The sequence below is a fragment of the Polaromonas sp. P4_F4 genome, assembly GCF_056401355.1.
The window spans coordinates 87,614-112,909 of record NZ_JBFUJO010000013.1 but is presented as its reverse complement, the minus strand read 5'-3'; the positions used below and the strand labels follow the sequence as shown (position 1 = coordinate 112,909).

General features: G+C 64.7%; 30 protein-coding genes. 14 read left to right on the top strand and 16 right to left on the bottom strand.

Annotated elements, in window-relative coordinates:
- Positions 1 to 82: 82 nt before the first annotated feature.
- Positions 83 to 1,084, top strand: a complete 1,002-nt coding sequence (locus AC1DUR_RS15090; protein WP_477719657.1) for an LLM class flavin-dependent oxidoreductase — start codon at positions 83 to 85, stop codon at positions 1,082 to 1,084.
- An 89-nt stretch (positions 1,085 to 1,173) separates the two neighbouring features.
- Entirely contained in the window at positions 1,174 to 2,193 is a 1,020-nt protein-coding gene (locus AC1DUR_RS15085; RefSeq protein ID WP_477719687.1) for a methionine synthase, read from the top strand.
- Positions 2,194 to 2,227: 34 nt separating this feature from the next.
- Here AC1DUR_RS15085 and AC1DUR_RS15080 read toward each other — a convergent pair whose 3' ends face one another.
- Positions 2,228 to 2,881 carry a TetR/AcrR family transcriptional regulator gene (locus tag AC1DUR_RS15080; protein WP_477719656.1) on the bottom strand — a complete coding sequence of 218 codons (654 nt, stop codon included), beginning with the start codon at positions 2,879 to 2,881 and terminating at the stop codon, positions 2,228 to 2,230.
- Between the two features lie 58 nt (positions 2,882 to 2,939).
- On the opposite strand from AC1DUR_RS15080, the gene AC1DUR_RS15075 reads away from it, so the two are divergent.
- From AC1DUR_RS15075 to AC1DUR_RS15040, 8 genes are all read left to right on the top strand, one after another.
- Positions 2,940 to 4,079, top strand: a complete 1,140-nt coding sequence (locus AC1DUR_RS15075) for a DUF2855 family protein (protein WP_477719655.1) — start codon at positions 2,940 to 2,942, stop codon at positions 4,077 to 4,079.
- Positions 4,080 to 4,105: 26 nt separating this feature from the next.
- Complete coding sequence (locus AC1DUR_RS15070; protein ID WP_477719654.1) at positions 4,106 to 4,624, top strand: cupin domain-containing protein; 519 nt, start codon at positions 4,106 to 4,108, stop codon at positions 4,622 to 4,624.
- A gap of 166 nt (positions 4,625 to 4,790) precedes the next feature.
- On the top strand, positions 4,791 to 5,444 hold the full coding sequence (locus AC1DUR_RS15065) for a glycine zipper 2TM domain-containing protein (protein WP_477719653.1): 654 nt from the start codon (positions 4,791 to 4,793) through the stop codon (positions 5,442 to 5,444).
- A gap of 22 nt (positions 5,445 to 5,466) precedes the next feature.
- On the top strand, positions 5,467 to 5,919 hold the full coding sequence (locus tag AC1DUR_RS15060; RefSeq protein WP_477719652.1) for a hypothetical protein: 453 nt from the start codon (positions 5,467 to 5,469) through the stop codon (positions 5,917 to 5,919).
- A gap of 160 nt (positions 5,920 to 6,079) precedes the next feature.
- A complete protein-coding gene (locus AC1DUR_RS15055) occupies positions 6,080 to 6,361 on the top strand; it encodes a DUF427 domain-containing protein (protein WP_477719651.1) in 282 nt (93 codons plus the stop codon).
- Positions 6,362 to 6,508: 147 nt separating this feature from the next.
- Positions 6,509 to 7,225: a class II aldolase/adducin family protein gene (locus AC1DUR_RS15050; RefSeq protein WP_477719650.1), complete on the top strand. Its 717-nt coding sequence runs from the start codon at positions 6,509 to 6,511 to the stop codon at positions 7,223 to 7,225.
- Positions 7,226 to 7,275: 50 nt separating this feature from the next.
- Positions 7,276 to 8,262 carry a Bug family tripartite tricarboxylate transporter substrate binding protein gene (locus tag AC1DUR_RS15045; protein WP_477721723.1) on the top strand — a complete coding sequence of 329 codons (987 nt, stop codon included), beginning with the start codon at positions 7,276 to 7,278 and terminating at the stop codon, positions 8,260 to 8,262.
- A 253-nt stretch (positions 8,263 to 8,515) separates the two neighbouring features.
- Positions 8,516 to 8,953 carry a universal stress protein gene (locus AC1DUR_RS15040; RefSeq protein ID WP_477719648.1) on the top strand — a complete coding sequence of 146 codons (438 nt, stop codon included), beginning with the start codon at positions 8,516 to 8,518 and terminating at the stop codon, positions 8,951 to 8,953.
- A 74-nt stretch (positions 8,954 to 9,027) separates the two neighbouring features.
- Here the strand turns inward: AC1DUR_RS15040 and AC1DUR_RS15035 are convergent, their stop codons facing one another.
- From AC1DUR_RS15035 to AC1DUR_RS14995, 9 genes are all read right to left on the bottom strand, one after another.
- Positions 9,028 to 9,684 carry a dioxygenase family protein gene (locus AC1DUR_RS15035; RefSeq protein ID WP_477719647.1) on the bottom strand — a complete coding sequence of 219 codons (657 nt, stop codon included), beginning with the start codon at positions 9,682 to 9,684 and terminating at the stop codon, positions 9,028 to 9,030.
- Positions 9,685 to 9,786: 102 nt separating this feature from the next.
- The gene (locus AC1DUR_RS15030) at positions 9,787 to 10,470 is read right to left on the bottom strand and encodes an RluA family pseudouridine synthase (RefSeq protein ID WP_477719646.1); all 684 of its coding nucleotides are present in this window, start codon (positions 10,468 to 10,470) and stop codon (positions 9,787 to 9,789) included.
- 64 nt (positions 10,471 to 10,534) lie between these two features.
- Positions 10,535 to 10,834: a VF530 family protein gene (locus AC1DUR_RS15025; RefSeq protein ID WP_477719645.1), complete on the bottom strand. Its 300-nt coding sequence runs from the start codon at positions 10,832 to 10,834 to the stop codon at positions 10,535 to 10,537.
- Positions 10,835 to 10,841: 7 nt separating this feature from the next.
- The gene (locus AC1DUR_RS15020; RefSeq protein ID WP_198140941.1) at positions 10,842 to 10,982 is read right to left on the bottom strand and encodes a hypothetical protein; all 141 of its coding nucleotides are present in this window, start codon (positions 10,980 to 10,982) and stop codon (positions 10,842 to 10,844) included.
- Positions 10,983 to 11,013: 31 nt separating this feature from the next.
- Positions 11,014 to 12,336: an NAD(P)/FAD-dependent oxidoreductase gene (locus AC1DUR_RS15015; protein WP_477719644.1), complete on the bottom strand. Its 1,323-nt coding sequence runs from the start codon at positions 12,334 to 12,336 to the stop codon at positions 11,014 to 11,016.
- A 102-nt stretch (positions 12,337 to 12,438) separates the two neighbouring features.
- Positions 12,439 to 13,563, bottom strand: coding sequence for an ABC transporter permease (locus tag AC1DUR_RS15010; protein WP_477719643.1), 1,125 nt, complete (start codon positions 13,561 to 13,563; stop codon positions 12,439 to 12,441).
- Positions 13,560 to 14,531, bottom strand: a complete 972-nt coding sequence (locus tag AC1DUR_RS15005) for an ABC transporter ATP-binding protein (protein ID WP_477719642.1) — start codon at positions 14,529 to 14,531, stop codon at positions 13,560 to 13,562. Before AC1DUR_RS15005 ends, AC1DUR_RS15010 begins: the two co-directional genes overlap by 4 nt.
- 19 nt (positions 14,532 to 14,550) lie before the next feature.
- Positions 14,551 to 15,531 carry an HlyD family secretion protein gene (locus tag AC1DUR_RS15000; protein WP_477719641.1) on the bottom strand — a complete coding sequence of 327 codons (981 nt, stop codon included), beginning with the start codon at positions 15,529 to 15,531 and terminating at the stop codon, positions 14,551 to 14,553.
- A complete protein-coding gene (locus tag AC1DUR_RS14995; RefSeq protein WP_477719640.1) occupies positions 15,528 to 16,172 on the bottom strand; it encodes a TetR/AcrR family transcriptional regulator in 645 nt (214 codons plus the stop codon). Before AC1DUR_RS14995 ends, AC1DUR_RS15000 begins: the two co-directional genes overlap by 4 nt.
- 62 nt (positions 16,173 to 16,234) lie before the next feature.
- Between AC1DUR_RS14995 and AC1DUR_RS14990 the strand changes: the two genes are divergently transcribed.
- Positions 16,235 to 17,491, top strand: a complete 1,257-nt coding sequence (locus AC1DUR_RS14990; protein WP_477719639.1) for an MFS transporter — start codon at positions 16,235 to 16,237, stop codon at positions 17,489 to 17,491.
- 40 nt (positions 17,492 to 17,531) lie between these two features.
- On the opposite strand, the gene AC1DUR_RS14985 is transcribed toward AC1DUR_RS14990, so the two are convergent.
- Both AC1DUR_RS14985 and AC1DUR_RS14980 read right to left on the bottom strand, forming a co-directional pair.
- Positions 17,532 to 18,818: a c-type cytochrome gene (locus AC1DUR_RS14985; protein ID WP_477719638.1), complete on the bottom strand. Its 1,287-nt coding sequence runs from the start codon at positions 18,816 to 18,818 to the stop codon at positions 17,532 to 17,534.
- Positions 18,815 to 19,588: a c-type cytochrome gene (locus AC1DUR_RS14980; RefSeq protein ID WP_477719637.1), complete on the bottom strand. Its 774-nt coding sequence runs from the start codon at positions 19,586 to 19,588 to the stop codon at positions 18,815 to 18,817. The genes AC1DUR_RS14985 and AC1DUR_RS14980 overlap by 4 nt, the downstream gene beginning before the upstream one ends.
- 190 nt (positions 19,589 to 19,778) lie before the next feature.
- On the opposite strand from AC1DUR_RS14980, the gene AC1DUR_RS14975 reads away from it, so the two are divergent.
- The gene (locus tag AC1DUR_RS14975; RefSeq protein WP_477719636.1) at positions 19,779 to 21,233 is read left to right on the top strand and encodes an aminotransferase-like domain-containing protein; all 1,455 of its coding nucleotides are present in this window, start codon (positions 19,779 to 19,781) and stop codon (positions 21,231 to 21,233) included.
- 10 nt (positions 21,234 to 21,243) lie between these two features.
- Here AC1DUR_RS14975 and AC1DUR_RS14970 read toward each other — a convergent pair whose 3' ends face one another.
- From AC1DUR_RS14970 to AC1DUR_RS14960, 3 genes are all read right to left on the bottom strand, one after another.
- Positions 21,244 to 22,047 (bottom strand): alpha/beta fold hydrolase, encoded by an 804-nt coding sequence (locus AC1DUR_RS14970; protein WP_477719635.1) that lies wholly within the window; start codon positions 22,045 to 22,047, stop codon positions 21,244 to 21,246.
- On the bottom strand, positions 22,044 to 23,141 hold the full coding sequence (locus AC1DUR_RS14965) for a M14 family zinc carboxypeptidase (RefSeq protein WP_477719634.1): 1,098 nt from the start codon (positions 23,139 to 23,141) through the stop codon (positions 22,044 to 22,046). Before AC1DUR_RS14965 ends, AC1DUR_RS14970 begins: the two co-directional genes overlap by 4 nt.
- Positions 23,142 to 23,277: 136 nt before the next feature.
- On the bottom strand, positions 23,278 to 23,613 hold the full coding sequence (locus AC1DUR_RS14960) for a 2Fe-2S iron-sulfur cluster-binding protein (RefSeq protein WP_477719633.1): 336 nt from the start codon (positions 23,611 to 23,613) through the stop codon (positions 23,278 to 23,280).
- A gap of 233 nt (positions 23,614 to 23,846) precedes the next feature.
- Here AC1DUR_RS14960 and AC1DUR_RS14955 point away from each other — a divergent pair, with 233 nt between their 5' ends.
- Positions 23,847 to 24,368, top strand: a complete 522-nt coding sequence (locus AC1DUR_RS14955) for an N-acetyltransferase family protein (protein WP_477719632.1) — start codon at positions 23,847 to 23,849, stop codon at positions 24,366 to 24,368.
- A 44-nt stretch (positions 24,369 to 24,412) separates the two neighbouring features.
- Here AC1DUR_RS14955 and AC1DUR_RS14950 read toward each other — a convergent pair whose 3' ends face one another.
- On the bottom strand, positions 24,413 to 24,580 hold the full coding sequence (locus tag AC1DUR_RS14950; RefSeq protein ID WP_477719631.1) for a hypothetical protein: 168 nt from the start codon (positions 24,578 to 24,580) through the stop codon (positions 24,413 to 24,415).
- A gap of 292 nt (positions 24,581 to 24,872) precedes the next feature.
- Between AC1DUR_RS14950 and AC1DUR_RS14945 the strand changes: the two genes are divergently transcribed.
- Positions 24,873 to 25,214 (top strand): ElaB/YgaM/YqjD family protein, encoded by a 342-nt coding sequence (locus AC1DUR_RS14945; protein WP_477719630.1) that lies wholly within the window; start codon positions 24,873 to 24,875, stop codon positions 25,212 to 25,214.
- Positions 25,215 to 25,296 lie beyond the last annotated feature (82 nt).

Genomic DNA, 25,296 nt, shown 5'->3' with positions numbered 1-25,296 from the left:
GCCTTTTGCGGGGTTGTTCCGACAGGACTGTCAGGGCGGACCTTCGCCGGCAAGGTTTATCGATGCTGGCTATAGTTTGCCGATGCCAAGTTTGTCTGTTCTCGACCAGTCGGTTGCCGTCAGCGGCCGTACTGAAGATGCCTCCATCCGCGAAACCCTTGCGCTGGCCCGTTATTGCGAATCCTTGGGCTACCGCCGTTTCTGGGTGAGCGAACACCATAGCCACCCCAGCATCGTCGGCTCGGCCCCCGAGGTGTTGATGGCGGCGATTGCCGCCACCACCCAGCGCATACGCGTGGGCAGCGCCGGCGTCATGCTGCCGCACTATGCGGCGCTCAAGGTGGCCGAGCAGTTTCGTGTGCTGGAGGCGCTGGCGCCCGGGCGCATTGACCTGGGCGTGGGGCGCGCGCCGGGTTCGGACATGCGCACCGCGCGGCTTTTGAGGGCTGACCCGCACCAGTCGGCGGAAAATTTTCCGGCGCAGGTGCGCGAGTTGCAGGCCTGGGTGTCGGGTGTCGATTTGCCGGAAGGTCATCCCGGGCACGGCGTCACCGCCAACCCCATGGGGCCCACCACGCCCGAGTTGTGGATGCTGGGCAGCTCCGACTATGGCGCGCAGCTGGCGGCGCACTACGGCCTGCCCTACGCCTTTGCGCACTTCATCACCGACGGACGGGGTGCGCAGCAGGCGCTGGATTTATATCGCCGGCTGTACCGGCCCAGCCCGCGCCATCCCCAGCCGCAGGCCGTGCTGTGCGTCTGGGCCCTGGCGGCCGATACCGAGGCCGAGGCCTGGCATCATTTCTCGGGCCGCGAGCGCTGGAAAATCGACAGGAACAAAGGCGCGCTGGGGCCGCTGCTTTCTCCGGCCGAGGTGGCGCTGCGGCCCTACAGCGAAGCCGAGCAGCCGGAGCTTGCCCAACTCAGGCAGACTGCGCTGGTGGGCAGCGGGCCACAGGTGGCCGCCAGGCTGCGCAGCCTGGCCGATACACTGGAGGTTGAAGAACTGGCGGTGATCACCTGGACCCACGACCCGGCGGCGCGCCGGCGTTCCTATGAGTTGCTGGCGCGCGAGTTGGTGTGAGGCCGGAATTCAAGCCGAAAAATAACGGACCGAAAAAAATATCAACCGAGAAAAACCGAGACAACCAAGGCCCCTGAATGACATCTCCCCTGTTTAGCGCCACCATTGCCGGCAGCCTGCCCAAACCCGCCTGGCTGTCGGAAACCAACAAACTCTGGCCGCAGTGGAAGGCCGAAGGCGATGAGCTCAAGCAGGCCAAGGCCGACGCCACGCTGCTCTGGATCAAGGCGCAGGAGGACGCGGGCCTGGATGTGATCGGCGACGGCGAGCAGTCGCGCCAGCATTTTGTGCACGGCTTTCTGGAGCAGGTCGCCGGCATCGATTTTGATCACAAGGTCAGGATGGGCATACGCGATAACCGCTATGACGCCATGGTGCCGCAGGTGGTGGCTGAACTGAAACTCAAAGGCCGTGTGCATGCCACCGAGGCACGCCTGCTGCGCGCCCACACCGCCAAAAAAATCAAGTTCACCTTGCCTGGCCCGATGACGATCGTCGACACGGTAGCCGACCAGTTTTACGGCGACAAGGTCAAGATGGCCATGGCATTTGCCGAGCTGCTGAACCAGGAAGCGCTGGCCCTGCAGGCCGACGGCGTGGACATCATCCAGTTTGATGAGCCGGCCTTCAATGTCTACATGAAGGAAGCCGCAGACTGGGGCGTGAAGGCGCTGGAGCGTGCCGCGCAGGGCCTGACCTGCACGACGGCCGTGCACATCTGCTACGGCTACGGCATCAAGGCCAATACGGACTGGAAGGCCTCATTGGGCGAAGAATGGCGCCAGTATGAGACCGTGTTTCCGGCGCTGGCCAAAAGCAGCATCCAGCAGGTGAGCCTGGAGTGCTATCACTCGCATGTGCCGCCGCACCTGATGGCATTGCTCGAAGGCAAGGATGTGATGGTCGGCGTGATCGACGTGGCCAGTGACGAGATTGAAACGCCGGAGCAGGTGGCCGACACCATTGGCAAGGCGCTGCAGTATGTGCCGAAAAACCGCCTGCTGCCTTGCACCAATTGCGGCCTGGCGCCGATGGACCGTGAGGTGGCGCTGAAAAAACTGCAGGCACTGGCGCAGGGCGCCGCACTGGCACGCGAGCGCTACAAGTAGTAGCCGGAACATCAGACACCGGAAGGCGGGCGCCTCAGGGTTGGCCGGCTTCCACCATCGCCAGGCACAGGCGCTCCATCTGCAGGGCCCATGGGGCGGTTTCCGCGTCGCTCAGGCCAATCAGCAGCCCGTAGCGCCTTGCACCCCAGACCGCCAGGTGCATGGCCTGGATCGCTTCGCGCGAGGGCCGCGCGGGCAGGTCGTCGCAGGCATCAAACACCCGGGTCCACGCCGCGAGCAGTTCTTCGTGCACGCGCCGGTGATGCTTCACTTCGGCAATGCCGGCTTCCAGGGCCAGCATGTCCGCGTCAAACCAGGGCAGTTCCGGCGCGTTCACACCACAGACCAGGCGGACCAGCGTCTGCAGCCGTGCCTGCCACGGGAGGTGAGGCGGCGCCACCGCCTGCTGCTCAATGGCCTGCAGCAGCTGCTCCATGCAATGGCGCACATAGCCTGAGAGCAACGCCGTCTTGTTGGGGAAATAGTCATACAGCGTGCCGACCGACACGCCGGTTTCCAGCGCCACCGCACGGGTGGTCACGCCGGCCCATCCGTGCTGGCGCCAAATCCGAACAAAAGCGTCGTAAATCGCCTGCACGGTGAACACCGCGCGGGCCTGCGTGGGGCGTTTGCGGGGTTTGGCTGCAGCGGGTTTTCCGAACCCGGAAGAAGGTGGCCGGCTATACATTGGTTGTCATGTACTGATCGCTTGATCAAATTCCAGATGATCCAAAGGAAAAACCTCCATGAACAATCCGGCCACGCTGACACGACTGCTCACGCGCAAAGATGCATTGAATCACACCCGCATTGCGGTTGAACAGCCCGCAGGAGACACCCTCCACGCGGCTGCCGGCGAGGCGCTGCTGAAAATCCGGCGCGTCGCCCTCACCACCAACAACATCACCTACGCCGCGTTCGGCGAGGCCATGCAGTACTGGGAATTTTTCCCGACCGGCGAGGCCGGGTGGGGCCATATGCCGGTCTGGGGCTTTGCCGACGTGGTCAGCTCCAGCGTGCCCGGCGTGGAAGTGGGCGAGCGCTTTTATGGCTACTTTCCCATCGCCAGCCATCTGCGCGTGCAGCCGCAGCGGGTGACGGAGCGGGGGTTTTATGATGGCGCCGCACACCGCCAAACCCTGACGTCGGCCTACAACCAGTACATGCGCTGCAGCGCCGATGCCGCCTGGCGCGAGGCCGACGAAAACTGYCAGATGCTGGTGCGGCCGCTGTTCATCACTTCGTTCATGCTGGCCGATTTTCTGCAGGACAACGCTTTCTTCGGGGCAGCGCAGCTGGTCTTTTCCAGCGCGTCCAGCAAAACAGCCTATGGCACAGCCTTTTGCCTGGAGGCGTATCCAGCGATCCAGCGCGTGGCGCTGACCTCGGCGCGCAACCAGCGCTTTGTCGAAGGCCTGGGCTGCTATGGCGAGGTCGCCAGCTATGAGGCGCTGCCGCGGCTTGACCGCAGCAGGCCCACTCTGTATGTCGATTTCTCGGGTGACGAAGACCTGCGCCGGGCGGTGCACGAGCACTTTGGCGAATCGCTGGTGTACGACTGCTATGCCGGTTCGGCGCAGAACACGCAGTTCCTGCGCCCGCTCAACCTGCCAGGGCCCGCACCGCAGTTTTATTTTGCACCGGTACAAATCCGCAAACGCAATGCCGACTGGGGACATGCCGTGGTGAACCAGCGCTTCAACGAAGCGCAGCTGGCCTTCATCCGGCGCATCAGCGATGCGCAGCAGCCCTGGATGCAGGTGGTGGAACACCGTGGATTTGAAGCCGCGCAGGCCTTGATTGATGACCTGCATGGCGGCCGTCTGGATCCGCAGCAGGGTCATGTGGTGGTGCTGGACGGAGCGCCTGAGGATGGTGTACGCTGACAATCTGCACATCACTGGCGGCTGACATGAGCATTGATCACACACACGGCCCCCACGACCCTGCGCATACGCACGAAGCACCGGAGCCGGCCTGGAAGCACGATGGCGTTCGGGTGATTCCGGGCAACCAGCTCGACGGCAATACCGCGCAAACGCCGGGCATGGACCGCCGCGCGGCGATCAACTTTGCTCGCGTGGGCGCCCAGAAGTTGTGGGCCGGCACCGTGACGATTCATGCGAATGCCAAGACCGGCGCCCACCATCACGGCCATCTGGAAAGCGTGATCTATGTGATCAGGGGCAAGGCCCGCATGCGCTGGGGCGAGCATCTGGAGTTCACGGCCGAAGCCGGGCCGGGTGACTTTATTTATGTACCGCCCTATGTGCCGCACCAGGAAATCAATGCCAGCCCGACCGAAACACTGGAATGTGTGTTGTGCCGCAGCGACGGTGAGGCGGTGGCCGTGAATCTGGACATTGAACCGGTCGAGAAGCCCGTCACCGTGTTGTGGGTGGACCCTACCCATCCCCACGGTGGTGTGTAGACGCGGCGTAGCGTTCGTTTGAGGGCCGGTTGCAAGGGCGGATAAGCCGCGTAAAAGCGCAGCTTGTCCGGAACGATTGCAAACTTTACTTACGATTGTCACCTTCTCCTACATGGCGGATTGGCCGCGTTTGTTACAAATGGGACTCATCAACAGGAGTCCCTTTGTGGAGAACAACAAACAAGCAGTCGGTCAGCCAGCCAACGAGCCAGCTTTTGGCGATAAATTGCGTCATAGCAAGGCGCTCATTCCGACCATGGCGGTTATGGGCGTGACCGTGCTGGCACTGGCGGCCGCGCTGGTGGTGAGCCGTACCGAGGCGCAGCCCGGCGGTACCGAAGCCATTGCCCAGACCCAGCAGCAGCCAGCCAAAACCGATCACATAGCGACAACCGGCGCCAGGCACGCACCCGTCGTGGTGGCCAAAGCGCCCAAGGCCGAAAGTTGCGCCAATTGCGGCACGGTGGAGTCGGTCGTCGCGGTAGAACGCCAGGGCCAGGTCAACGGCGTTGCCGTTGGCGGCACCACGGTGGGCCTGGGCACCGTCGCCGGCGGTGTCGTCGGTGGCCTGCTGGGCAACCAGGTCGGCGGCGGCAATGGCAAGACCGCCATGACGGTGCTCGGCGTCGCAGGCGGCGCGTACGCCGGCAACACCATCGAGAAAAACATGAAAAAGGTCACCGTCTACCAGACGCGCGTGCGCATGCACAACGGGTCCGTACGCACCCTTGAACATGGGAGCGCGATCGCTATCGGTTCGCGGGTGGTCGTCGAAGGCAACACGCTTCGGCTGGCATCGACCGCATCGGCCGCCGGCTGATTAACCCAGAAAGAACAACACTGTGAACACAACAATCAGACCCCTGCTGCTGGGCGGGCTTCTCGCCCTGTCGGTGCTGGCAGGTGGGGCCGTCCAGGCCGCTACGCCGTACGTGAGCGCCACCGTCGAAGGCGCGCTGGCGCCGGGCGTGTACGGCCGCATTGACATCGGCAATGCGCCGCCGCCTCCGTTGATCTACACCCAGCCCGTCATCATTCAGCGCTCGCCGGTGATGGTGCAGCAGCCGCTGTATTTGCACGTGCCGCCCGGGCATGCCAAAAAATGGTCCAAGCATTGCGCCAGGTACAACGCCTGCGGCCGGCCTGTGTACTTCGTCAGGGTTGATGGCGACGACGACTACGAGCGCGTCAAGTACAACAGGGAATACGGGGAACACAAGGACTACAAGGACCATAAGGAAAAGAAGGACAAGCATCATGGCAAAGGCCATGGCAAGGGCAATCACGACGACTGAGTCGCGACGTTCACGCAGCCTTCATGAAGGTGCCGGTGCCCAGTCACCGGCACCTTTTTTCATGGGCTCGGCGTTTGCGCCTGCAGCCCCGGTCAGCTGCGGTTTTGGGCCGGCATTGTGCGAAGATTGACTGCACTTCAGCAAATTTGAGGAAAAATCAATGAAAGCAATCTGGAACGGCGTAGTGATTGCGCAGAGCGATGACACCGTGGTGGTCGAGGGCAACCACTATTTCCCCGAAACCTCGCTCAACCGCGACTACGTGACGTTCAGCAATCACCACACCATGTGCGCCTGGAAAGGCCAGGCCAGCTACTACTCGCTGCTGGTCAATGGCGAAATGAATACCGACGCGGCCTGGTATTACCCCGACCCCAAGCCCGAGGCGGAAGAAATCAAAGGCCGCGTGGCGTTCTGGAAAGGCGTGAAGATCGAGCCCTGAGTGGCGCGTCGCGCGCGCAAGCTCCCGCAGCCCCGGGGGTGGGTTTACCCTCTGCCGGTAACCACGGTTTCGGCTGGTCAAGCGGTAAAGTAATATGTATACTTATTAAAAATGGCCGATGGTGGCCAGGTTGAATAAGGACTCCGCATGACCCTTCCCAAGCCCGATCCTGCGCTGGTTGAAAAACTCGCTATTGCCAACCGCATCCTGTACGACCAGGGCGTCGTCGACGGTTTTGGGCACGTCAGTGTGCGCCACGACGCATCGCCCTCCCATTTCCTGCTGTCCTGCAACCGGGCGCCCGGTTTGGTGCGTCCCGAAGACATCCTGACCTATGACCTCAACGGCGACCTGGCCGTGACGTCGGACAAGCGTTCCTATCTGGAGCGCTTCATCCACAGCGAAATCTACAAGGCGCGCCCCGATGTGGTGGCGGTGGTCCACAGCCACTCGCAAAGCGTGATCCCGTTTGGCGCCACGGGCCAGCGTCTGCGGCCCATTTTTCACATGAGCGGTTTTCTGGGCAGTGGCTCGTCGCTGTTCGAGATTCGCGATGCTGGCGGCAACACCGACCTGCTGATTCGCGACAGCGGCCTCGGCAAGGCACTGGCCGAGTCGCTGGGCCGGCACAACTGCGTGCTGATGCGTGGCCACGGCTCCACCACGGTGGCGCCCTCCCTGGAGTTGGCGGTGTACCGGGCCATTTATGCCGAGGTCAATGCCAAGTTGCAACTCCAGGCCGCAGCGCTCGGCCCGATCAACTTCCTGAACGAGGAGGAAGCGGCATTGGCAGCAGCCAGCACGGAAGGGCAGGTGGTCAGGGCCTGGGATTTGTGGTCCCGGTCCATCGCGCCGTTCGCCTGAAGCCGGTTACAGCAGCTCGACAACATCAGATCAACAACATGAGTCCCAACATGAAGACACGCATGTCGCTTCGCACTTTCGTGGGTTTGCTGGGCCTGGCCGCCGCCACGCACTTTTTTGCCCCCCAGGCATGGGCAGACACTTACCCTGCCCGTGCTGTCAGGATCATTGTTCCCTACGGCACCGGCGGCGGCTCCGACGTGCTGGCGCGCCAGATCAGCGCACGGCTGCAGACCGTGTGGGGGCAAGGCATCGCGGTGGACAACCGGGCCGGCGCATCGGGCAACATCGGCACCGAGGCGGTGGTGCGGTCCCCGGCAGACGGCTACACGCTGCTGCTGCAAAACAGCACCATGGTGGTCAACCCGGCTGTTTCCGGCAAGCTCAATTACGACCCGGAAAAAGACCTCACACCCATCATGCTGCTAGGACTCACGCCGATTGCCCTGGTCGCGCACCAGGGCACCGGCATCAAGACGCTCAAGGAACTGGTGGACTACGCCAGGGCCAACCCGGCGGCGCTGAGCTACGGCTCCTGCGGCATAGGCACGCCGCAGCATTTTGTGATGGAGCTTGTCAAGCAGAAGTCCGGCGTGAGTGCCACGCATGTGGGCTACAAGGGCTGCGCACCGGGGCTCACCGATGTGGTGGGCGGCCAGGTGCCGCTGGCCATCCTCAGTGCCAACCTGGTGGCGCCGCACATCAAGAGCGGCAAACTCCATGGCATCGGCGTGTCGACTGCGGCGCGATACCCGCTGATGCCCCAAATCCCTTCCTTTGAAGAGCAAGGCCTCAAGCCGCTGGATTTTTCCATCTGGTATGCCCTGATGGGACCGGCCAAAATACCGCCGGAAGTGGTGGCCCGCATTCGCGCGGATGTTCAGAGCGTGTTGGCGGAGCCTGCCATTCGCGAGAATCTCTCGGCCGCAGGCGTGGAGCCCTATGCGGGCAATGGGGCTGACCTGGCCAGGCTGATCAAGGCCGATCTCGCACGCTATGCGCAGCTGGCCAGGTCTGCCAATATCAAGGCCGAATAGTCAAGGCCGAATAGGAAAGTCCGGGAACCCTGCTTTTCGCATTCACTTTTCGCTGCGGCATCGGCTTTTCGGCATCAGGTCTGACGGTGGTTGCCGGCGCAATCACCTGCAGTGATGAGGGTTGTAATGATCGCTGGTAATGATCTGTAAGTAACACAGGACAACATCCCTATTCAGGCCGGTCGGCACAGGCATTGACCGGACTACGGTTCGTGCCTCAGAATCTTCCCATGGCTCTCAAGGAGATTCCGTCATGTTCAAGCATATCTTGGTGCCCGTAGACGGTTCGTCTACCGCTCGTCAGGCTACCGGGAAGGCGATTGCGATTGCCGAGGCGTTCAAGAGCGCAGTGACGGTCATATACGTCATCGATCCTTATGCCTTTACCGGAGTGGGAAATGATTTCTCCTATGGGCAGGCCGAATACCTCAGTGCAGCCACCTCCGAGGCCAATGAAGCGATCAGTGCCGCCAAGCAGGCCTTCCTGGACCATGGCATCACCGTGACAGCGTCCATCGTCGAGGGCCACGCGATTTACCGCGGCATCCTTCAAACAGCGGAATCGGTGGGTGCAGATCTCATCGTCATGAGTTCCCACGGCCGGCGTGGGCTGGAAAAATTGGTGCTGGGCAGTGTCACGGCCCAAGTGCTGTCCCATGCCCATTTGCCGGTGCTGGTGGTACGCGAGTAGTGCATCGAGACCGCCGCGGCGAAAGTTCCCGGTGCCCTTCATGCGGGGGCTGTGTCAGCGGGCTGCCGGATGCCTCAGACCTCCACCACCAGCGGGAACTGCGCCCGCAGCCCGTCCGGAACGGGGGTGAACGGTATGGTGAGCGCCGCTCGGGCATCATCGTCCCGCAGGTTTCGCCATAAAAAATCACGCTGGTTCAGCGGCTCACCGGCCACATAGAGTTGCGTCGTCAGCAACTCGCGGCCGCCGAGCTTGACCTTCACATGAATATGCGGTGCGCGGCTGCCATAAGCCACCGGCCGAATGGTGCGAAAGCGGTACTCGCCCTGCGCATTGACCGTCACCCGGCCAAAGCCCTGAAACGCCTTGTCGATATGACCGCCGTCGCCGGGGTGATCGTAGTGGCCGGCGTGGTCGCATTGCCAGATTTCAACCTGGGCGCCGCGCAGGGGCTTGCCGCTCAGGTCGGTGACCGAGCCTTCGAGCCAGCTTGCCTGGCCTTGCGTGTAATTCAGCGCGCCGTTGCGCAGCAGGTCGAAGTCTGCATCCTGCGGCAGGGTGAGCGGGTAAAACGGGCCTTCGGTCTGGCTGGGGGTTGCGCGCCGCGGCCGGGCCGGCTGGGCGCGGGCGCCCGTCCAGACCACAGGCGAGGCAACCAGCGCCAGCGCAACGGCGCGGCGGTTCCAGCCCGGTGGGGCCGGCCGGTCAGGAGGCTTTGGCTTTAGAGGCATGGCAATTCTCCTATTTCGAAATCCGGAGATCGCGAACCCGCCCGAGCCCATCCCGCTGACGCCGCCAGAGCAGGCGACCTGGAAAAAAGGCACGCAGGAGGCTCAGAACGGCGGCGGGCTTTCGAATTGCATCCATTGTCCGCCCAGCGGATGGGCAAAGGCAAGCAGGCAGGCGTGCAATAACAGCCGGCTGGCACCTGCCGCCACGGCCGGAGGTGCGTAGAGCATGTCGCCAACGATGGGATGGCCCATTGCCTGCAGATGGACGCGCAGCTGGTGCGAGCGGCCCGTCACAGGCTCAAGATCCAGGCGGGTGGTATTGCGCTGCCGATCATGATGCCGGATCTGCCAGCGCGTCACACTGGGTTTTCCGCGTTCGGTGTCGATCACCCGCAAGGGCCGCCGGACCCAGTCCACGATGATGGGTAAATCGATCCGGCCCCAGCCGTCGGGGGAATCAGCGGGCGCTGTGACCAGGCCGTCGACCTCCGCCACATAGCGTTTGTGCACGGCGCGTTCAGCAAAGGCCTTGCTGAGGGCGCGCTGCGCTTCGCGGCTGCGCGCCATGACCACCAGGCCGGAGGTGCCCATGTCCAGCCGGTGCACCACCAAGGCCTCGGGATGCTGCTGCTGCACGCGCGTGCTCAGGCAGTCCTGTTTGTCTTCGCCGCGCCCCGGCACCGCGAGCAGGCCGCTGGGTTTGCGGAGCACCAGAAAAAGATCGTCGGTGTGGACGATTTCCAGTGGTGCAGACAGGGAGTCGGTGATCGGCATCAAGAGGGGCATGTCGCGGTGCGGCGGACTGAGGAATGCCGGCTCTCCCGCGTTTGGCGTTTGGGTGCAGTGTGTGTCAGGTCCGCGGGGGCGGAAAGTTGTGCACGGGCGGGCTGGCACGCCGGTTTTCGCGCAGCATGAAGAGGTAAAGACTTTCGACCTTCTCGCGCGCCCAAGGTGTCTTGCGCAAAAACTTCAGGCTCGATGCTACGCTGGGTTCGCTGGTGAAGCAGCGGATATTGATGCGCTGCCCGAGGTTTTCCCAGCCGTAGTGATCGGCCAGCGCGGTGACGATGGCTTCCAGTGTGACGCCATGCAGCGGGTTGCCCGGCTGCGGTGGAACGGCCGGAGGCGCAGCGGAGGAGGGCGCAGCCATGGTTGGCCTACTTTTTCAGCTTGCCCCGCAGCGGTACCTGGGTCACGATGGTCGGGCGAACCGCATCGGGTGACACCGGTTTGGGTGGTGACGAGTCCTTCTTGGGCTTCTTGACCATCTTGTTGCTGTTCTGTTGACCTTTTGCCATGGCATTCTCCGGTTAGATTGAGTCCTGATTATCAATGCAACTTTATGCGTGGCCGGTGCGTCCGGTCAATCATTTCAGACAGTGTGATCAGCATGGTTTTCTTCAGGCCCCCGAGTGCCAGCTGGTGCTGTTTGTGCAGCGCCCAGTACATCAGTTTGGCCAGCTGGCCCTCGACGAAAAAGCTGCCATGGGAGAGGCTGCCCATCAGGCTGCCCACCGACGAATATTCGGCCAGCGACACCAGCGAGCCCTGGTCCTTGAAGACAAAAGGCGCCACTGTCTTGCCCGCGCCCAGCAGCGGCAGCGCCCGGGTCAGGTACATGGCCTGCTGGTAGGCGGCCTGTGCGCGCGGCGGCACCCAGGTGCCATCGGGCTGCTGGCAGGCGGCGCAATCGCCAAAGGCATAAATGCTCGGGTCGCGCGTGGTCTGCAGATTGCCGTTGACCATCAGCTGGTTGAGCCTGCTGGTTTCCAGCGGCTCCGTGCCGTCGGGCCCCGCGCCGATGGTCTTTAAAAAATCGGCGGCCTTCACGCCGGCCGCCCACACGGTGATGCTGGACGGCACCACCTTGCCGCTGGCCATCTTCAGGCCGTCCGCGGTGACCTCAACCACTTTCTCATTGGTGTGCACTTCAATTGCCAGCTTGCGCAGCTCGCGCAGGGCCGATTCGCTCAGGCGTTCCGGCAACTGCGCCAACAGGCGCGGTGCAGCCTCCACCAGCACAATCTGCAAATCCTTTTCGGGATGAATATGGTCAAAGCCGTAGTTGGCCAGCACGCGCGCTGCGGCGTGCAGCTCGGCCGCCAGCTCCACGCCGGTGGCGCCGCCGCCCACAATCGCCACCGTCAGGCGCCCGCTGCCGGCCGTGCGCGGCACGGTTTGCGCGCGGATGAAGGCGTTGATCAGGCGGTCATTGAAGTGCTGGGCCGCTTTCGGGCTGTCCAGCTTGATGGTGTGCTCGGCAGCGCCGAGTGTGCCGAAGTCGTTGGTCTGGCTGCCCACGGCAATCACCAGCGTGTCGTAGCCCAGTTGCTGGGCTGGCGTGATCTCGCGGCCCGATGCGTCATGGCTGGCGGCCAGCTGCAGGGTTTTGTTCTGGCGGTCAATCCCGACCAGGCTGCCGAGCCGGAACTTGAAGTGGTTCCAGCGGGCCTGCGCCAGGTATTCGATTTCTTCGGCATGCGTGTCAAAGCTGCCAGCTGCCAGCTGGTGCAGCAGCGGCTTCCAGACATGGGTGCGCGCCGCATCCACCAGGGTGATTTCGGCCAGCCCTTTTTTGCCCAGGCGTTTGCCCAGTTGGGTAGCCAGGGCCAGCCCTCCCGCGCCCCCGCCGACGATGACGATGCGTTGCATAAAATTTCCTCCTCGGCCCAGGGTCTGTTGACCTTGTTCGTTGACCTTGTTATGTATGACGCCATATTAACTGGCTGGCTTCAACCTGCGCGCAGCCCGCGCTCAGTCCACGGTCTGCCGGTAGCGCTTGAGGGCCACGAGCCCGGCCACCAGCATGAAAAGCGCGATGGGCCACAACTGCGCCGATACTTCCACGATGCCGTTTCCCTTGAGCATGATGCCGCGCACGATGCGCAGGAAGTGCGTGAGCGGCAGGAGCTCGCCGATGGCTTGTGCCCAGGCCGGCATGCCGCGAAACGGAAACATGAAGCCGGTCAGCAGCATGGACGGCAGGAAAAAGAAAAACGTGAGCTGCATGGCCTGCAGCTGGTTGCGTGCGATGGTGGAAAACGTGAATCCCACGGCCAGGTTGGCCGCGATGAACAGCACCAGCACAACCGAGAGCAGCGCCAGGCTGCCGACCATGGGCACGTCGAAAAGCAGCCGCGCGGCCACCAGGATCACCGTCACCTGCACGTAGCCGATCAGGATGTAGGGCACGATCTTGCCGAGCATGACCTCCAGCGGGCGTGCGGGCGTTGCCAGCAGGTTTTCCATCGTGCCGCGCTCACGCTCGCGCGTCATCGCCAGCGAGGTCATCATCACCATGGTCATGGTCAGGATCACGCCGATCAGGCCGGGCACCACGTTGTAACTGGTCAGGCCCTCCGGGTTGTAGCGGCGCTGCACGCGTATTTCGAACGGCGCCTCGGCCGGGCGCAGCGAAGCCAGCGGACCGTACAGCTCGCGGCCAATGGCGCGCTGGCCGATGCCGTTGAGCGCCGCAATGGCGTTGCCCGTGGCGGACGGATCGGTCGCATCGGCGGCGAGCAGCATGGCCGGACGTTCGCCGCGCAGCAGCTTGCGCGAGAAGTCCGGCGGCACCACGAGGACGAACTGCACCTCGCCGGTGGCCAGCAAGGCATCGCCTTGCGCCTCGCTGGCCAGCCGGTGGGTGATGCGGAAGTATTCCGAGTTCTCCAGGCCCGCCACAAAGCTGCGTGAGAACTCGCTCTGGTCGGCCACCACTATGGCGGCGGGCAAATGTTTGGGGTCGCTGTTGATGGCGAAGCCGAACAGCAGCAACTGGATGATGGGCACGCCCACCATCATGCCGAAGGTCAGGCGGTCGCGGCGAACCTGGCGAAATTCCTTGATCAGGATGGCGAGAAAGCGGGACCAGCTCATGCCACTGCTCCTGTTTTTTTGCCGGTCTTTTCTTCTGCAAAATTGTCTTTTGCGTCCTGCATGAGCGCAATGAACACGTCTTCCAGGCTGGGCTCGATAGCCTCGGCCGCCAGCCCTTCAAAGGGCAGCGCGGCCAGCGCATCTTCGATAGCCTGCGTGCTGGAGGCGCTGATATGCAGCGTGGAGCCGAAGGGCGCTACCGTGCGAATGTCCTTGGCTTCGCGCAGGCGATGTGCCACATCAATCAGGTTGGCGCCCGAGACGGCCCAGGTCACGAGCCCGGCGCCGGCGATCACCTCGGCCACGGTGCCGCGCGTGAGCAGCTTGCCGTAGGCGATATAGGCCAGCTCATGGCAGCGCTCGGCTTCATCCATGTAGTGGGTGGAGACCAGCACGGTCAGCCCGGCGGCGGTCAGGTCGTGGATCTGGTCCCAGAAGTCGCGGCGTGCGGCCGGATCCACCCCCGCGGTGGGCTCGTCCAGCAGCAGCAGCCGGGGGTCGTGGATCAGGCAGGCCGCCAGCGCCAGCCGCTGCTTCCAGCCGCCCGACAGCGCGCCGGCCAGCTGGTCGCTGCGCGTGGACAGGCCCAGTCGCTCCAGTGTTTCGCGCACCCTGCGGGGGCGGTCCTGCACGGCGTAGACGCTCGCAATGAAGTCAAGGTTTTCCGCGATCGTCAGGTCTTCATACAGGCCGAAGCGCTGCGTCATGTAGCCCACCTCGCGCTTGATCAGCGCGGCCTGGGTGCGGATGTTGTAGCCCATGCAGGTGCCTTCGCCCGCATCGGGGGTGAGCAGGCCGCACAGCATGCGGATGGTGGTGGTCTTGCCGCTGCCGTTGGGGCCGAGGAAGCCGTAGATGCGGCCTTTGGGAACGCGCATGTCGAAGTTGTCGACCACCACCCGGTTGCCGTAGCGTTTCGTCAGGCCCCGTACGTCAATCAGCGGGGGCGGATCGACCTCGGCGCTCATGGGGTAACCTCCGCGCGGCTCATGGCGCCCGCCCCGCGGCTTTACCCGCCAGGCGTACCTCCAGCGGCTGGCCCGGGTGCAGGCGTTGCGCGTCGGGCAGGCCGGGTTGCGCCTCGACCATGAAGACGAGCTTGGCGCGGTTTTCCTTGCTGTAGATGAGGGGTGAGGTGTACTCGGCCTCGCGCGCGATGAAAGTGATTTTTGCCGCCATCGTGGCGCCGCAGCCGTCGCACTGCAGCTGCACCGCCTGACCGATGGCGATGGCGCCGAGCTGGTTTTGCGGCAGGAAAAAGCGCGCCTTGATATTGGCCGGCGGCAGCAGGGTCAGCACGGCCGCGCCAGCGGGCACCCATTCGCCTTCGCGGTACAGCACGTCGACCACCTCGCCCGCCACCGGGGTGCGCTGGGTTTTCTGGTCGACCCGCCAGCCCGCCTGCTGCAGTTGCGCCTGGGCGGCCTTGACCTCCTGTTCGGCGGCACTGATCTCGGGGCTGCGCGCACCCTGCATGGCCTGGCGCAGTTGCGCGTTCAGTTCATTGACGCGGCCCTGGTCGCGCGCCACCGCGGCGCGGGCCTGGTCCAGGCTGGCTGGCGAGAGGAACTGCTGCGCCACCAGGCGGTTGCTGCGTGCCAGTTCGGCGGATGACAAGGCCAGCGCGGCCTCGCCTTGCGCCAGTTGCGCGCGGATGGCTGCCAGTTCATCGGGGCGCTTGCCCTGGCGCAGATTGGCCAGGTTGTCCTGCGCGCGCGCCACCCGGAAAGCGGCCTCCTCGCGCGCGGCCCGTTCACTTTCCTGCTCCAGCACGAAGGCGGCCGCCGATGCGGGCGCCGCATCGCCGCGTTTGAGGTGCAGCCGGGCCAGGGTGCCGCTGATGGGTGCCGCCAGCCGGACATATTCGGCCTCGGCATAGCCGGGGAAGGTGTCCGTCTGCTTGCTGTCGCATGCCGCCAGCAGGCAGGCGGCCAGCAGGGCGCAGGTGCAGTACCGCAGTGTCTTCATCGTGTGCCCCTCATGTCTCTTGTGTCCCCGGAAGTCGGCGTCAGCCCGCGCAGGGCAAACTCGATGCGTTGGGCCAATGCCTCCTCCGAGAGCACCATCTGGGCCACGGCCTGCGCGCCCGGGTTTTGCTGCAGGGCCGTGGCAGCCAGCACGGGGGCCGCGACGGCGCCAGCCATGAAGGCGATGACCTGGGGCACCGGGGCCTTGACCATGCTGCCTTCCCACTGGGCCTCCTGGACCAGCGAGGCAATCACTTCGACATGGCGTGGCAGGTTGGCCTTGAGGAAGTCGGCGGCCAGCGGCTCGCCATTCATGGCGTCGCCCATGATGCGCACCAGCAGGCGGCCGTTTTTTATGCCAAAACTGCCCAGCACGCCCAGCGCGTCGCGCAGGTTTTGCATGGGTGGGTGCGCGGGATTGACGCGCAGCGTCAGCGCCGAAAACATCTCTTCGTAGGTGCGCTCCAGCACCGCCTTGATGAAGTTCTCTTTGGTCTTGAAGTGGTAGTGGAACATCCCGAGGTTGACGCCCGCATGCTGCGTCAGCCGCCGCACCGACAAACCGGCGCAGCCGGTGACGGGCAACAGCTCCAGGCCGGCGTCAAGCAGCAGCTGGTCGATGTACTGGGAGGGGCGCACCATGCGATTATTATACGTTCGTATAGTAATTGGTCAACCCGAATTGGCGACAATCGCCGGGCCCTATGTCCCTACACAGCCTCCCCGTTTACACCGCCTCCGATCTCTTTGACCAGCGAGCCTTCATGCGCATGTGGTTTGCGCGGCTGTTTGCCACCACGGGCAACCAGATGCTGATGGTGGCGGTGGGCTGGCAAATGTATGAGCTGACCGGCAGCGCCTGGGATCTGGGTCTGGTCGGCCTGTACCAGTTTGTGCCGGCGCTGCTGTTCACGCTGATCGCCGGCCATGTGGCCGACCGCGCGCACCGCGGCCGCATCATCGCCGCCTGCCTGGTCGCCCAGGCCGCTATGGCGCTGTTGCTGGTTGCTGCCACACAGGGCTGGGCGCACCCGGGCACGTCGTCGAGCTGGGTGTCGCGTGAATTGCTGCTGGGGGTGTCAGTGGTGCTGGGTGTGGCCAGGGCCTTCCAGATGCCGGCGCAGCAGGCCCTCACCCCCATGCTGGTGCCGCCTGCCATGCTGCCGCGCGCCATGGCCTTCAGTTCGGCCGGCATGCAGGCCGCCGTGATGGGCGGGCCGGCGCTGGGGGGCGTGATCTTCGTGGCTGGCGCCACGGCGGTGTATACCGCCTGCGCTGTCCTTTTCGCCACGGGCTGCGTGCTGATCGCGGTCCTTCGCTACGACCATGTCCCGCCGCCGCGCGAGCCTGTCTCGCTGCGCACGCTGCTGGCCGGTGCGGAGTTTGTGTGGCAACGCAAGGCCTTGCTCGGCGCGGTGTCGCTGGACCTGTTTGCCGTGCTGCTGGGCGGCGCTGTGGCGCTGCTGCCCATGTTTGCCAAAGACATCCTGCACGTGGGGCCCTGGGGCCTGGGCTTGCTGCGTGCTGCACCGGCGGTGGGCGCCTTGCTGACTTCGGTGGTGCTCGCGCGCTGGCCGCTGGTGCGGCGCGTCGGGCATACGATGCTCGCGGCGGTGGCGCTTTACGGGGTGTGCATGGTGGTGTTTGGCCTGTCCACCAGCTTTGCACTGTCGCTGGGAGTGCTGGCTCTCTCGGGCGGCGCGGACATGGTGAGCGTGGTGGTGCGGCAGACGCTGATGCAGATCGAAACACCCGACGCCATGCGCGGCCGGGTCAGTGCGATCAACTCGGTGTTTATTGGCGCGTCCAACCAGCTCGGCGAGTTTGAGTCAGGCGCAACGGCCGCGCTGCTCGGCCCCGTGGGCTCGGTGGTGGCCGGCGGCATCGGGACCTTGCTGGTGGCCGCGTTGTGGCTGAAGTGGTTTCCCGCGCTGGCTCACCGCGACCGGATGACTTCCTGAGGACGTAGTGCCCGGCATCCGGCATCTACCGGATGCGTCTTCACCGCCCCTGGTTGGCGCGCATGCGGTTCACTTCGATCGGCGTGATTTCGCTGGCCTGGTTGCCCCATGAGCCGCGGATATACGTGAGTACCGCCGCGATTTCACTGTCGCCCAGAACCAGCACAAACGGAGGCATGCCGTAAGGGCGCGGATTGCCGGCGGTGGCGGGTGCGTATCCGCCATTGAGCACGATCTGCACCAGGTTGACGCCAGAGGGCATGGTCACTGCGCGGTTGCCCGCCAGCGCCGGGTAGGCATGGGGCACGCCCTGGCCCTTGGCGCCGTGGCACTGGGCGCAATGCAGCTCGTACAGTTTGGCGCCCCGCGCTCCAGGAATGGCTGGAGTGCGGGAAGCAGGCGCTGTTCCATTCGCCGACGGGGCTGCCGCAAGATCCTTGAGAAACAGCGCCATGGCGCCCAGGTCGTCGTCGTTCAGGTACTGTGTGCTGCGCAGCACGACTTCGGCCATCGGCCCGGTGGCCGAGGCGCGCGGCGAGACGCCGTTTTTGAGCAGGCTCACGATGTGCTCGCGGTCCCATTCGCCCACTCCGGCTTCAGCGGATGACGTGAGCGAGGGGGCATACCAGTTCTGCATCGGGATCAGGCCGCCCGCGAGGTCAACGCCCTCGTCGCTGGCCCCCATCACGTTGCGTGCGGTGTGGCAGGCGCTGCAGTGGCCCAGGCCTTTCACCAGGTAGGCGCCGCGGTTCCATCCGGCGCTGCGGCGGGTGTCGGGCTCGTAGACGCCGGGCTTGAAATACAGTGCCCGCCATACCGCCAGTGCCGCTTGCGACTGGTAGGGAAAACGCAGCTCGTGGGGGCGGTTGGCCTGCGCCACGGGGGGCAGGCTGTTCAGGTAGGCAAAGATCGCGTCCGAATCCTCGCGCGTGACCTGCGTGTAGCTGGGGTAGGGAAATGCCGGGTACAGCAGGCGGCCGTTTTTGGAACGCCCGTTGTGCATGGCGCGCCAGAAGTGCGCGGACGACCAGGTACCGATGCCGGTCTTGTCGTCGGGCGTGAGGTTGGAGGTGAACACGGTGCCAAAGGGTGTGGCGATGCCGAGCCCGCCCGCATAGTTCTGGCCGCCGCGCGCCGTGTGGCAGGTCATGCAGTTGCCGGCACGCGCCAGGTAGGCGCCACGGGCGATCAGGCTGTCGCTGGCTCCGGCAGTCGCCATGGGCGCCTTCACGTCCACCTCGTCACGCACATTCAGGGTCCAGACCAGCGCGGCAAGACCGGCGACCAGCAGGCTCACCGCGAGCACGGGCTTGATTATTTTTTTCATTTCACGGCCTTCGGTGGCGCCGTATTGACGGACAGCGCTTGCGGCGCGCTTCCGCAGTCGATGGCCCTGGCACCCGGCGCCAGGGCGGGCAAGGCGCTTGCCGGTTTGCTGCTGGCGGGCAGCGGCTGCGCGGCCAGCCAGCTCGAGGCCGCGTTGATGTCTTCCAGGGACAGGCGTGCCACCACGTCCTTCATGCAGTCAGGCGCGTGGGCACGGCGCTGGCCGGCTTTCCAGGCGCCCAGTTGGGCATTGAGGTAGTCGCGCGGCAGGCCGAGCAGGCCCGGAACGTTGGGCGCCACGCCGGTCATGGCCTGGCCGTGGCACTGCACGCAGGCCGGCACTTGCCGCGCTGCGTCGCCCTGCATCACCAGGCGCTCGCCCTGGCGCAAGACCTCGACGGAGGCCTTGGTGGGCAGCGGCGCGGGGTAGGGCACGTCGAGCGTTGAAAAGTACTGCGCGACCTCCATCAGGTAGGCGTCGCTCAGCGGGTCCAGCAGTTGCGTCATCAGGCCATAGTGGCGCCGCCCGTCGCGGAAATTGAGCAACTGGTTGTAGAGGTAGCCGGCGGGTTTCCCGGCCAGGCGCGGGTAGTAGCCGTCGGGTGCGGCACGGCCTTGCGGGCCATGGCAGGCGGTGCAGGCCAGGGTGCGCTGGGCGATGGTGTCTTCAAATGGCGCGGCGGCCAGGGTGGGGCCGGCGGCGATCCAGACCATGCACGCCATGAAGCCGTGCGCCACCCGCGTGCGTGCAAAGGAGAGCGTTTTTGCCATGGCGCAATCATGCCTCACATGGGGCCGCAACGTAAGCATCAGTTGCGATTGAAAAAACCATATCAGATCAAAAATCCGTGAAAATTTGAGTATCAGATGGATTGGATGGGGTAGATGGCGCGGGCTTGCCGGGAGAACCTGGAGACAGCCGATAGACGTTCATCGCCCACAAGGACAAGGACAGGATTTGATGAAGCGCTACGAACAACTGGTCGAACTGCTGGCAAGCGACATCCGCAATGGCCGCCTCGCCCCGGGCACCCGTTTGCCGTCCATTCGCACGCTGACGGCCCGGCACGGCCTCAGTGCTTCCACCGCCTTCAAGGCCTATTACCGGCTGGAGGAAAAAGGCCTGGTGCGCGCCCGTCCACGCTCGGGCTATTACGTGACGGCCCTGGCCATGCAGCAGCTGGCGGCGCCCGCGCGGGGTCGGGCCACCCGCCATGCTGGCAAGGCATTGGCCCGGGTCGCGCCCCGGCTGGACGTCAGCGAGTTGGTATTTTCCGTGCTGGGTGCCGCGCAGGACCCGGACATCGTGCCGCTGGGCTCGGCGTTTGCCGCGTCCACCCTCTTTCCGCTGCAGCGCTTGGGCAAGTCGCTGGCCCGCACGGCACGTCACATCCATGGGCAGGATGCGGTCGCCCACCTGCCGCAGGGCGACCCGGTGCTGCGCGAACAGATAGCGCTGCGCTACCTGGCGCTGGGCATGCGGCAGGCTGCCGAGGAGGTGATCGTGACGAGCGGGGCGCTGGAAGGGCTCAACCTGTGCCTCACCGCCGTGGCCCGGCCGGGCGATCTGGTGGCGATCGAGTCGCCGGGGTTTTATGCGGGCCTGCAGGCGCTGGAGCGGCTCAGGATGAAGGCACTGGAAATCCCGGTGCATCCGCAGGGCGGCCTGGACCTCGGCGCGCTGGCCGAAGCGCTCAAGCACCATCCGGTCAAGGCCTGCTGGTTCATGACGTCCTTCCAGAACCCCATGGGCGCCAGCCTGTCGGAGGAAAAAAAGCAGGCCCTGGTCGCGCTGCTGGCCAGCCATGACATTCCGCTGATTGAAGACGACGTGTACGGCGAGCTTTACTTTGGCAACCGCTGCCCCCTGCCGGCCAAGGCCTTCGACCGCAAGGGCCTGGTGATGCATTGCAGCTCCTTCAGCAAAACGCTGGCGCCCGGTTACCGGGTAGGCTGGGTTTCGCCCGGGCGCTTTGGCCAGCAGGTGGAACGGCTCAAGCTCATGACCACCCTGTCGGCCAGCCTGCCCGCGCAACTGGCCATTGCCGACTACCTGCAGCATGGCGGCTATGACCAGCACCTGCGCCGCTTGCGCCATGCCATGGAGTCGCAGCTGTCCAGCCTGCTGGCCGCCGTGGCGCGTCATTTTCCCGAGGGGGTGCGTGTTTCGCGTCCTGCAGGAGGTTATTTTGTGTGGGTGGAATTTGCCGAAGGCTTTGACGCACTGGCCCTGCATGAGGCGGCGCTGGCGCACGGCATCAGCGTGGCGCCCGGGCCGATTTTTTCAGCGCGGCGTCAATTCCGGCACTGCCTGAGGTTGAACTATGGCCATCCGTGGGACGCGCGGTTTGAAGCGGCCATGCAGATGCTGGGCGCACTGGCGGGGCGGCAAAGTCCGTATGCGGCAGCGGCATGACCGCAGGCTGTCAATGGCCAGCAGCGGGAGGGATGCTGCCGGGCCCGTCCGCAAGCCAGTCCGCAATGCGCCCGCAGACCCAGTCGGCATCGTCATGCGGCAGGTCGTGGCCGGCCCAGGGATGGATGTGGTGGACCGCCTGCCAGGCGTTGGCCAACCGGGCCGAACAGCGCGGGTGGACCAGCCGGTCCGTAGCCGACGACAACACCAGCGTGGGGCAGGGCGGGGCCGAGGCTGCCGTGGCAAAGCGGGCGGCGGCCCAGAGCTGGCGCCACGCATTGGCCGCGCTCACCGGCGCACTGTTGCGAATGGTTGTCCAGGCTGCCACCTCCTCGTCGCGCCGGGTGGTGCGCTCGCAGGTGAGCTGATGGATGGCACGCTCCGAGTAGCCGGCATCGCGCCAGCGCGCGGCCAGCAGGGCTAGTGGCAGCCAGCTGGCGGGACGCAGGCGCTCTGCGGCATGGCTGTAGGGTCGCATGCTGGTGTTGATCAGCACCAGCCGGGTCACCTCCGAGGGATAGCGCAGCGCCCAGTCAGTGGCCACCATGCCGCCCAGCGACATCGCCAGCAGGTGGTAGGGCGGCGAATGCCCTTGGGCGCGCAACTGCCGGCGCGCAAAGTCCACCATGCCGCGCACCGACAGGGGTGACGCTTCCTGGCAAAACTCGCCATTGCCGGGTAAATCCGTCGCCACGACCTGCGCGCTGCCAAGCGGCGCGGCGTCAGCGGCTGGCGCAAGCCGGGCAAGCTGCCGCGGCAGCGGGCCCCAGTGCCGCGCCTCACGCGTCAGGCCCCTCAACAGCACCCAGGTCACAAGGCCCGCCTCGGCCGCCAGTGGGCGATGGCCAGTTGCTGGAGCTGGGCGCGGTGATCGGCCGGCGGCAGCCAGCGCGGCGCGGCAAAAGCGGCCCGCGTGAGGAAATCCAGCAGGTCGGCATGGCGGCGCAGCACGCGCTTGATGCGGTGCGCCTTGATCGGGTTGAAGATGCCGTGCCGTGAAAACAGCTGGCGCGGATTCTTGCGTATCCAGAGCCATGAACCCAGCTCCAGCGTCATGGGCAAAAACACATGGTCGGGCGGCGCGTGGTCATACGCGTAATCCCACAGGTCGCCATGCAGCAGGTACTGGTTGCTTTGCGGCTCAAAGCTGTAGGCGTGGTGCGGGTGTGACTGCTCCAGCATGGTCTTGAGGGCAAACATCTCTGGCAGGTGCATCATCAGCCGCCGTGTTTTGGCATAGGGAAACCAGAGGCTGTCGTCAAAGCCGTAGCCGGAGTGGCAGTCCAGCGCGAGGCTGAAGGGGCGGCAGGCCAGTTCGTCGTGCACGACCTGCAGCAGCGCTGCACTTTCCACTTCCATGGGCGCGCCCGGCCGGCCGCAGTACCAGGGCAACCGTGGGCTCAAGGTTTGCCCGCCCGCGAGAAAGGGCACTTGGCCCTCGGCTCTTTGCGGCGCATTGCGCATCAGGTCCACGCCACGCGGGTTGGCGCGCTTTTGCGCCCACATGCCGCCAGGATTGACGAGGGGCATGAACACCAGCCGGACTTTTTGCAGCTGCTGGTGCAGCAGTTCGTCCCACTCCAGCCTGAACAGCAGCGCGCGCATGTAGTGCAGGATGAGTTGCGTGCCGATGCGTTCCAGCCCATGGATGCCGCCGAAAAAACCGACGGCCGGCGCCAGCGGGTCGCGCGAACCTATGCTGGCGGTGTAGAGCGGAAAGGACGGCCCGGCCGTGTGCGTCTCAGCCACGACGGCCACCTCAAAGTGGGCGCTGCCCGCGAGCAAAATCGCCTTGAGCTCCTCCAGCTCCGCAAAGCTCGCGGCCACGTCGCGCGCCGGCGTCAGGCTGTAGGGGCTGTGAAGGCTGCGGGGACTCTCCGTGGCGGCGGTCGGTGGCAGGATTTCCATCCGGACATGCTGGCACAGTTGTTTGACAGCACGCTACATGCCTGCCGGGTTTTTTTCCATCAAATGCTGATTTACAGCCCTCGTCACCCGCGGGCCTACCCTTGGGGCCGCTGCGGGCCGCTGCGGGCCGCAGCCCTCAGTCCGCCGGCGCGATCACCACATCCGACAGCGGATACGCCACGCAGGGCAGGATATAGCCCGCCTGCTTTTCCTCGGCGCTCAGTCCCGGCCAGTCAATGCGGTACACCACTTCGCCGCTGGTCAGCTCGCAAATGCAGCTGCGGCAAGTGCCGTTGCGGCAGGAACTGGCCATTTCGAGCCCCGCGATCTGGGCGGCCTGCAGCAAGGAGAGCGAAGCGGGCGCCTCAAAGCTGGGGCCTGCCGGGCCAATGCGTGCCGTGAACACAGCGCCGGCCGTCGCTGTGAGACCAGTCAAAGGGGGAGCAGGTGCTATCGGGTCGCTGGCAGGCATGGGTGGAAGCTATCGGGTACGGGGAGGAGATAGGAAGTGGGAAGTGGGAAGTGGGAAGTGGGAAGTGGGAAGTGGGAGATGTGCGGGGTGGCCGGCTGGTGCAGAAAAGGCCAAAAGCGAACACGGAATTTACCCCAGAAGGCAATGGCCCTGTGGGGGAGGGGCATGATTTGGGCGACAATCCTGCTCCTCCCGAAGTTTTCCCGACCGATTCACAAGCGATTTTATTTTTCATGTCCAGCTACTCCGTTCGTCCTGCCACCGCCCGCGATGCCAAAGCCATTGCCGAAATTCATGTCGCCACCTGGCAAGTCGCCTACCAGGACCTGATGCCGGAGGAGTTTCTGCAAAAGGCCACGGTGGAAAAGCGCCTGGCCTACTGGCGCGAAGCGATTGAATACAGCGAGCCTCAATTGCTGGTGGCCACCGATGGCGACGAGGTCGTTGGTTTTGTGGGTTTCGACCGCTCACGCGATGCAGGCACCAAGTCCACCACTGGCGAGATCTGGGCGATGTACGTGGCACCAGCCCATTGGGGCAAGGGCGCCGGTCTGGCGCTGTGGGACGGCGCGCGCGAGGGCTTGAAGGAAGAAGGCTGCACGCAGGTCACCCTCTGGGTGTTGCTGCGCAACGAACGCGCGCTGCGCTTTTACGAGCAGGCGGCAGGCTTCAAGCGTGAAATGCCGTCGCTCAAGACGGTAGCCTTCGGCAGCGTCAAGCTCGAAGAAATACGCCTCAAGCGCACGGTGGACTGATCACCGGGCGGGATCGCGGCGCGGCCGCTGCCCCTCGCCGCCCCTCATGACGGCACATTGATCACACGCTCATCGTCCGGAATCAGCGGTTGTCCCTCATCAGGGTTCACCGGCAATTCCAGGCCGTCGTCGTCTTCCGGTTCGTCTTCCGACGCCGGCCCTGTTTGGGGCCGGCCAGCATCCCCGGCTTTGCGGGCGCGTCTTGCGGTCATGGTCAATCTCCTTGAAGATGCCATGATCATGTTCCCATCAGCGCTGTTTGTCAGGTGAAATCAGCGTTGTGCTGTCAGTGCAGGCTGACAGCGCGGGGTGCAGGCGGCCTCGCCCCAGGCGTGAGGCCGGCGTCGCTAAAACCCCTCTCTTGCTCTCTTGTCTCTGTTGTCCTACATGCAGGCCCTCCCGCTCCGCACACCCGTTGGTGGAGGCGTTTTCTATGATGGGGTCTCAGCCTGTCGATCCCCCGATCCTCCCTTTTTTTGATTTGTTCTTTTGAAGGAAACCATCATGGAAAACGCCACAGCAGACCCTCCAAGTGACACCTCGGGCAACCCCATCCAGCGTGGGGTGGAGTCGGCGGGCGCGGCGCTGCACAGCACCATCGACAAGCTGGCAGACCCGGCACGCAGCACGGTGGACCGCGTGTCCAGTGCAGCCCATCAGTCTGTCGACAAACTGGCTGGCAATGCAAGCTATGTCGCCGAGCGGTTTTCAGACCAGACACGCCGCGTGACCGAAGCGCCGGCGCACGCCCTGGAATATTCCAAATCCTGGGTTCAGGAGCGGCCTTTTGAAGCCGTGGCCGCCGCACTCGCGATCGGTTTCATCGTGGGCCGGCTGACGCGGTAACGGCTGGCTGCCCGGCTGGCTGCTGTTCGCAGCAGCCGGGAAATCCTCAACCGCCTGCGGGCGGTTTTTTCATGCGTAGGTC

Excerpts from the sequence above, each read along its gene's own strand:
- AC1DUR_RS15090 (WP_477719657.1), top strand. The coding sequence starts at position 83 with ATGCCAAGTTTGTCTGTTCTCGACCAGTCGGTTGCCGTCAGCGGCCGT.
- AC1DUR_RS14990 (WP_477719639.1), top strand. The coding sequence starts at position 16,235 with ATGTCCCTACACAGCCTCCCCGTTTACACCGCCTCCGATCTCTTTGAC.
- AC1DUR_RS15020 (WP_198140941.1), bottom strand. The coding sequence starts at position 10,982 with ATGGCAAAAGGTCAACAGAACAGCAACAAGATGGTCAAGAAGCCCAAG.
- AC1DUR_RS14945 (WP_477719630.1), top strand. The coding sequence starts at position 24,873 with ATGGAAAACGCCACAGCAGACCCTCCAAGTGACACCTCGGGCAACCCC.
- AC1DUR_RS14995 (WP_477719640.1), bottom strand. The coding sequence starts at position 16,172 with ATGGTGCGCCCCTCCCAGTACATCGACCAGCTGCTGCTTGACGCCGGC.
- AC1DUR_RS15035 (WP_477719647.1), bottom strand. The coding sequence starts at position 9,684 with ATGCCTCTAAAGCCAAAGCCTCCTGACCGGCCGGCCCCACCGGGCTGG.
- AC1DUR_RS15015 (WP_477719644.1), bottom strand. The coding sequence starts at position 12,336 with ATGCAACGCATCGTCATCGTCGGCGGGGGCGCGGGAGGGCTGGCCCTG.
- AC1DUR_RS15040 (WP_477719648.1), top strand. The coding sequence starts at position 8,516 with ATGTTCAAGCATATCTTGGTGCCCGTAGACGGTTCGTCTACCGCTCGT.
- AC1DUR_RS15080 (WP_477719656.1), bottom strand. The coding sequence starts at position 2,881 with ATGTATAGCCGGCCACCTTCTTCCGGGTTCGGAAAACCCGCTGCAGCC.
- AC1DUR_RS14960 (WP_477719633.1), bottom strand. The coding sequence starts at position 23,613 with ATGCCTGCCAGCGACCCGATAGCACCTGCTCCCCCTTTGACTGGTCTC.
- AC1DUR_RS14980 (WP_477719637.1), bottom strand. The coding sequence starts at position 19,588 with ATGGCAAAAACGCTCTCCTTTGCACGCACGCGGGTGGCGCACGGCTTC.
- AC1DUR_RS15070 (WP_477719654.1), top strand. The coding sequence starts at position 4,106 with ATGAGCATTGATCACACACACGGCCCCCACGACCCTGCGCATACGCAC.
- AC1DUR_RS15010 (WP_477719643.1), bottom strand. The coding sequence starts at position 13,563 with ATGAGCTGGTCCCGCTTTCTCGCCATCCTGATCAAGGAATTTCGCCAG.
- AC1DUR_RS14985 (WP_477719638.1), bottom strand. The coding sequence starts at position 18,818 with ATGAAAAAAATAATCAAGCCCGTGCTCGCGGTGAGCCTGCTGGTCGCC.
- AC1DUR_RS15025 (WP_477719645.1), bottom strand. The coding sequence starts at position 10,834 with ATGGCTGCGCCCTCCTCCGCTGCGCCTCCGGCCGTTCCACCGCAGCCG.
- AC1DUR_RS15055 (WP_477719651.1), top strand. The coding sequence starts at position 6,080 with ATGAAAGCAATCTGGAACGGCGTAGTGATTGCGCAGAGCGATGACACC.
- AC1DUR_RS15000 (WP_477719641.1), bottom strand. The coding sequence starts at position 15,531 with ATGAAGACACTGCGGTACTGCACCTGCGCCCTGCTGGCCGCCTGCCTG.
- AC1DUR_RS14965 (WP_477719634.1), bottom strand. The coding sequence starts at position 23,141 with ATGGAAATCCTGCCACCGACCGCCGCCACGGAGAGTCCCCGCAGCCTT.
- AC1DUR_RS14950 (WP_477719631.1), bottom strand. The coding sequence starts at position 24,580 with ATGACCGCAAGACGCGCCCGCAAAGCCGGGGATGCTGGCCGGCCCCAA.
- AC1DUR_RS15050 (WP_477719650.1), top strand. The coding sequence starts at position 6,509 with ATGACCCTTCCCAAGCCCGATCCTGCGCTGGTTGAAAAACTCGCTATT.
- AC1DUR_RS14975 (WP_477719636.1), top strand. The coding sequence starts at position 19,779 with ATGAAGCGCTACGAACAACTGGTCGAACTGCTGGCAAGCGACATCCGC.
- AC1DUR_RS15005 (WP_477719642.1), bottom strand. The coding sequence starts at position 14,531 with ATGAGCGCCGAGGTCGATCCGCCCCCGCTGATTGACGTACGGGGCCTG.
- AC1DUR_RS15030 (WP_477719646.1), bottom strand. The coding sequence starts at position 10,470 with ATGCCCCTCTTGATGCCGATCACCGACTCCCTGTCTGCACCACTGGAA.
- AC1DUR_RS15045 (WP_477721723.1), top strand. The coding sequence starts at position 7,276 with ATGAAGACACGCATGTCGCTTCGCACTTTCGTGGGTTTGCTGGGCCTG.
- AC1DUR_RS14955 (WP_477719632.1), top strand. The coding sequence starts at position 23,847 with ATGTCCAGCTACTCCGTTCGTCCTGCCACCGCCCGCGATGCCAAAGCC.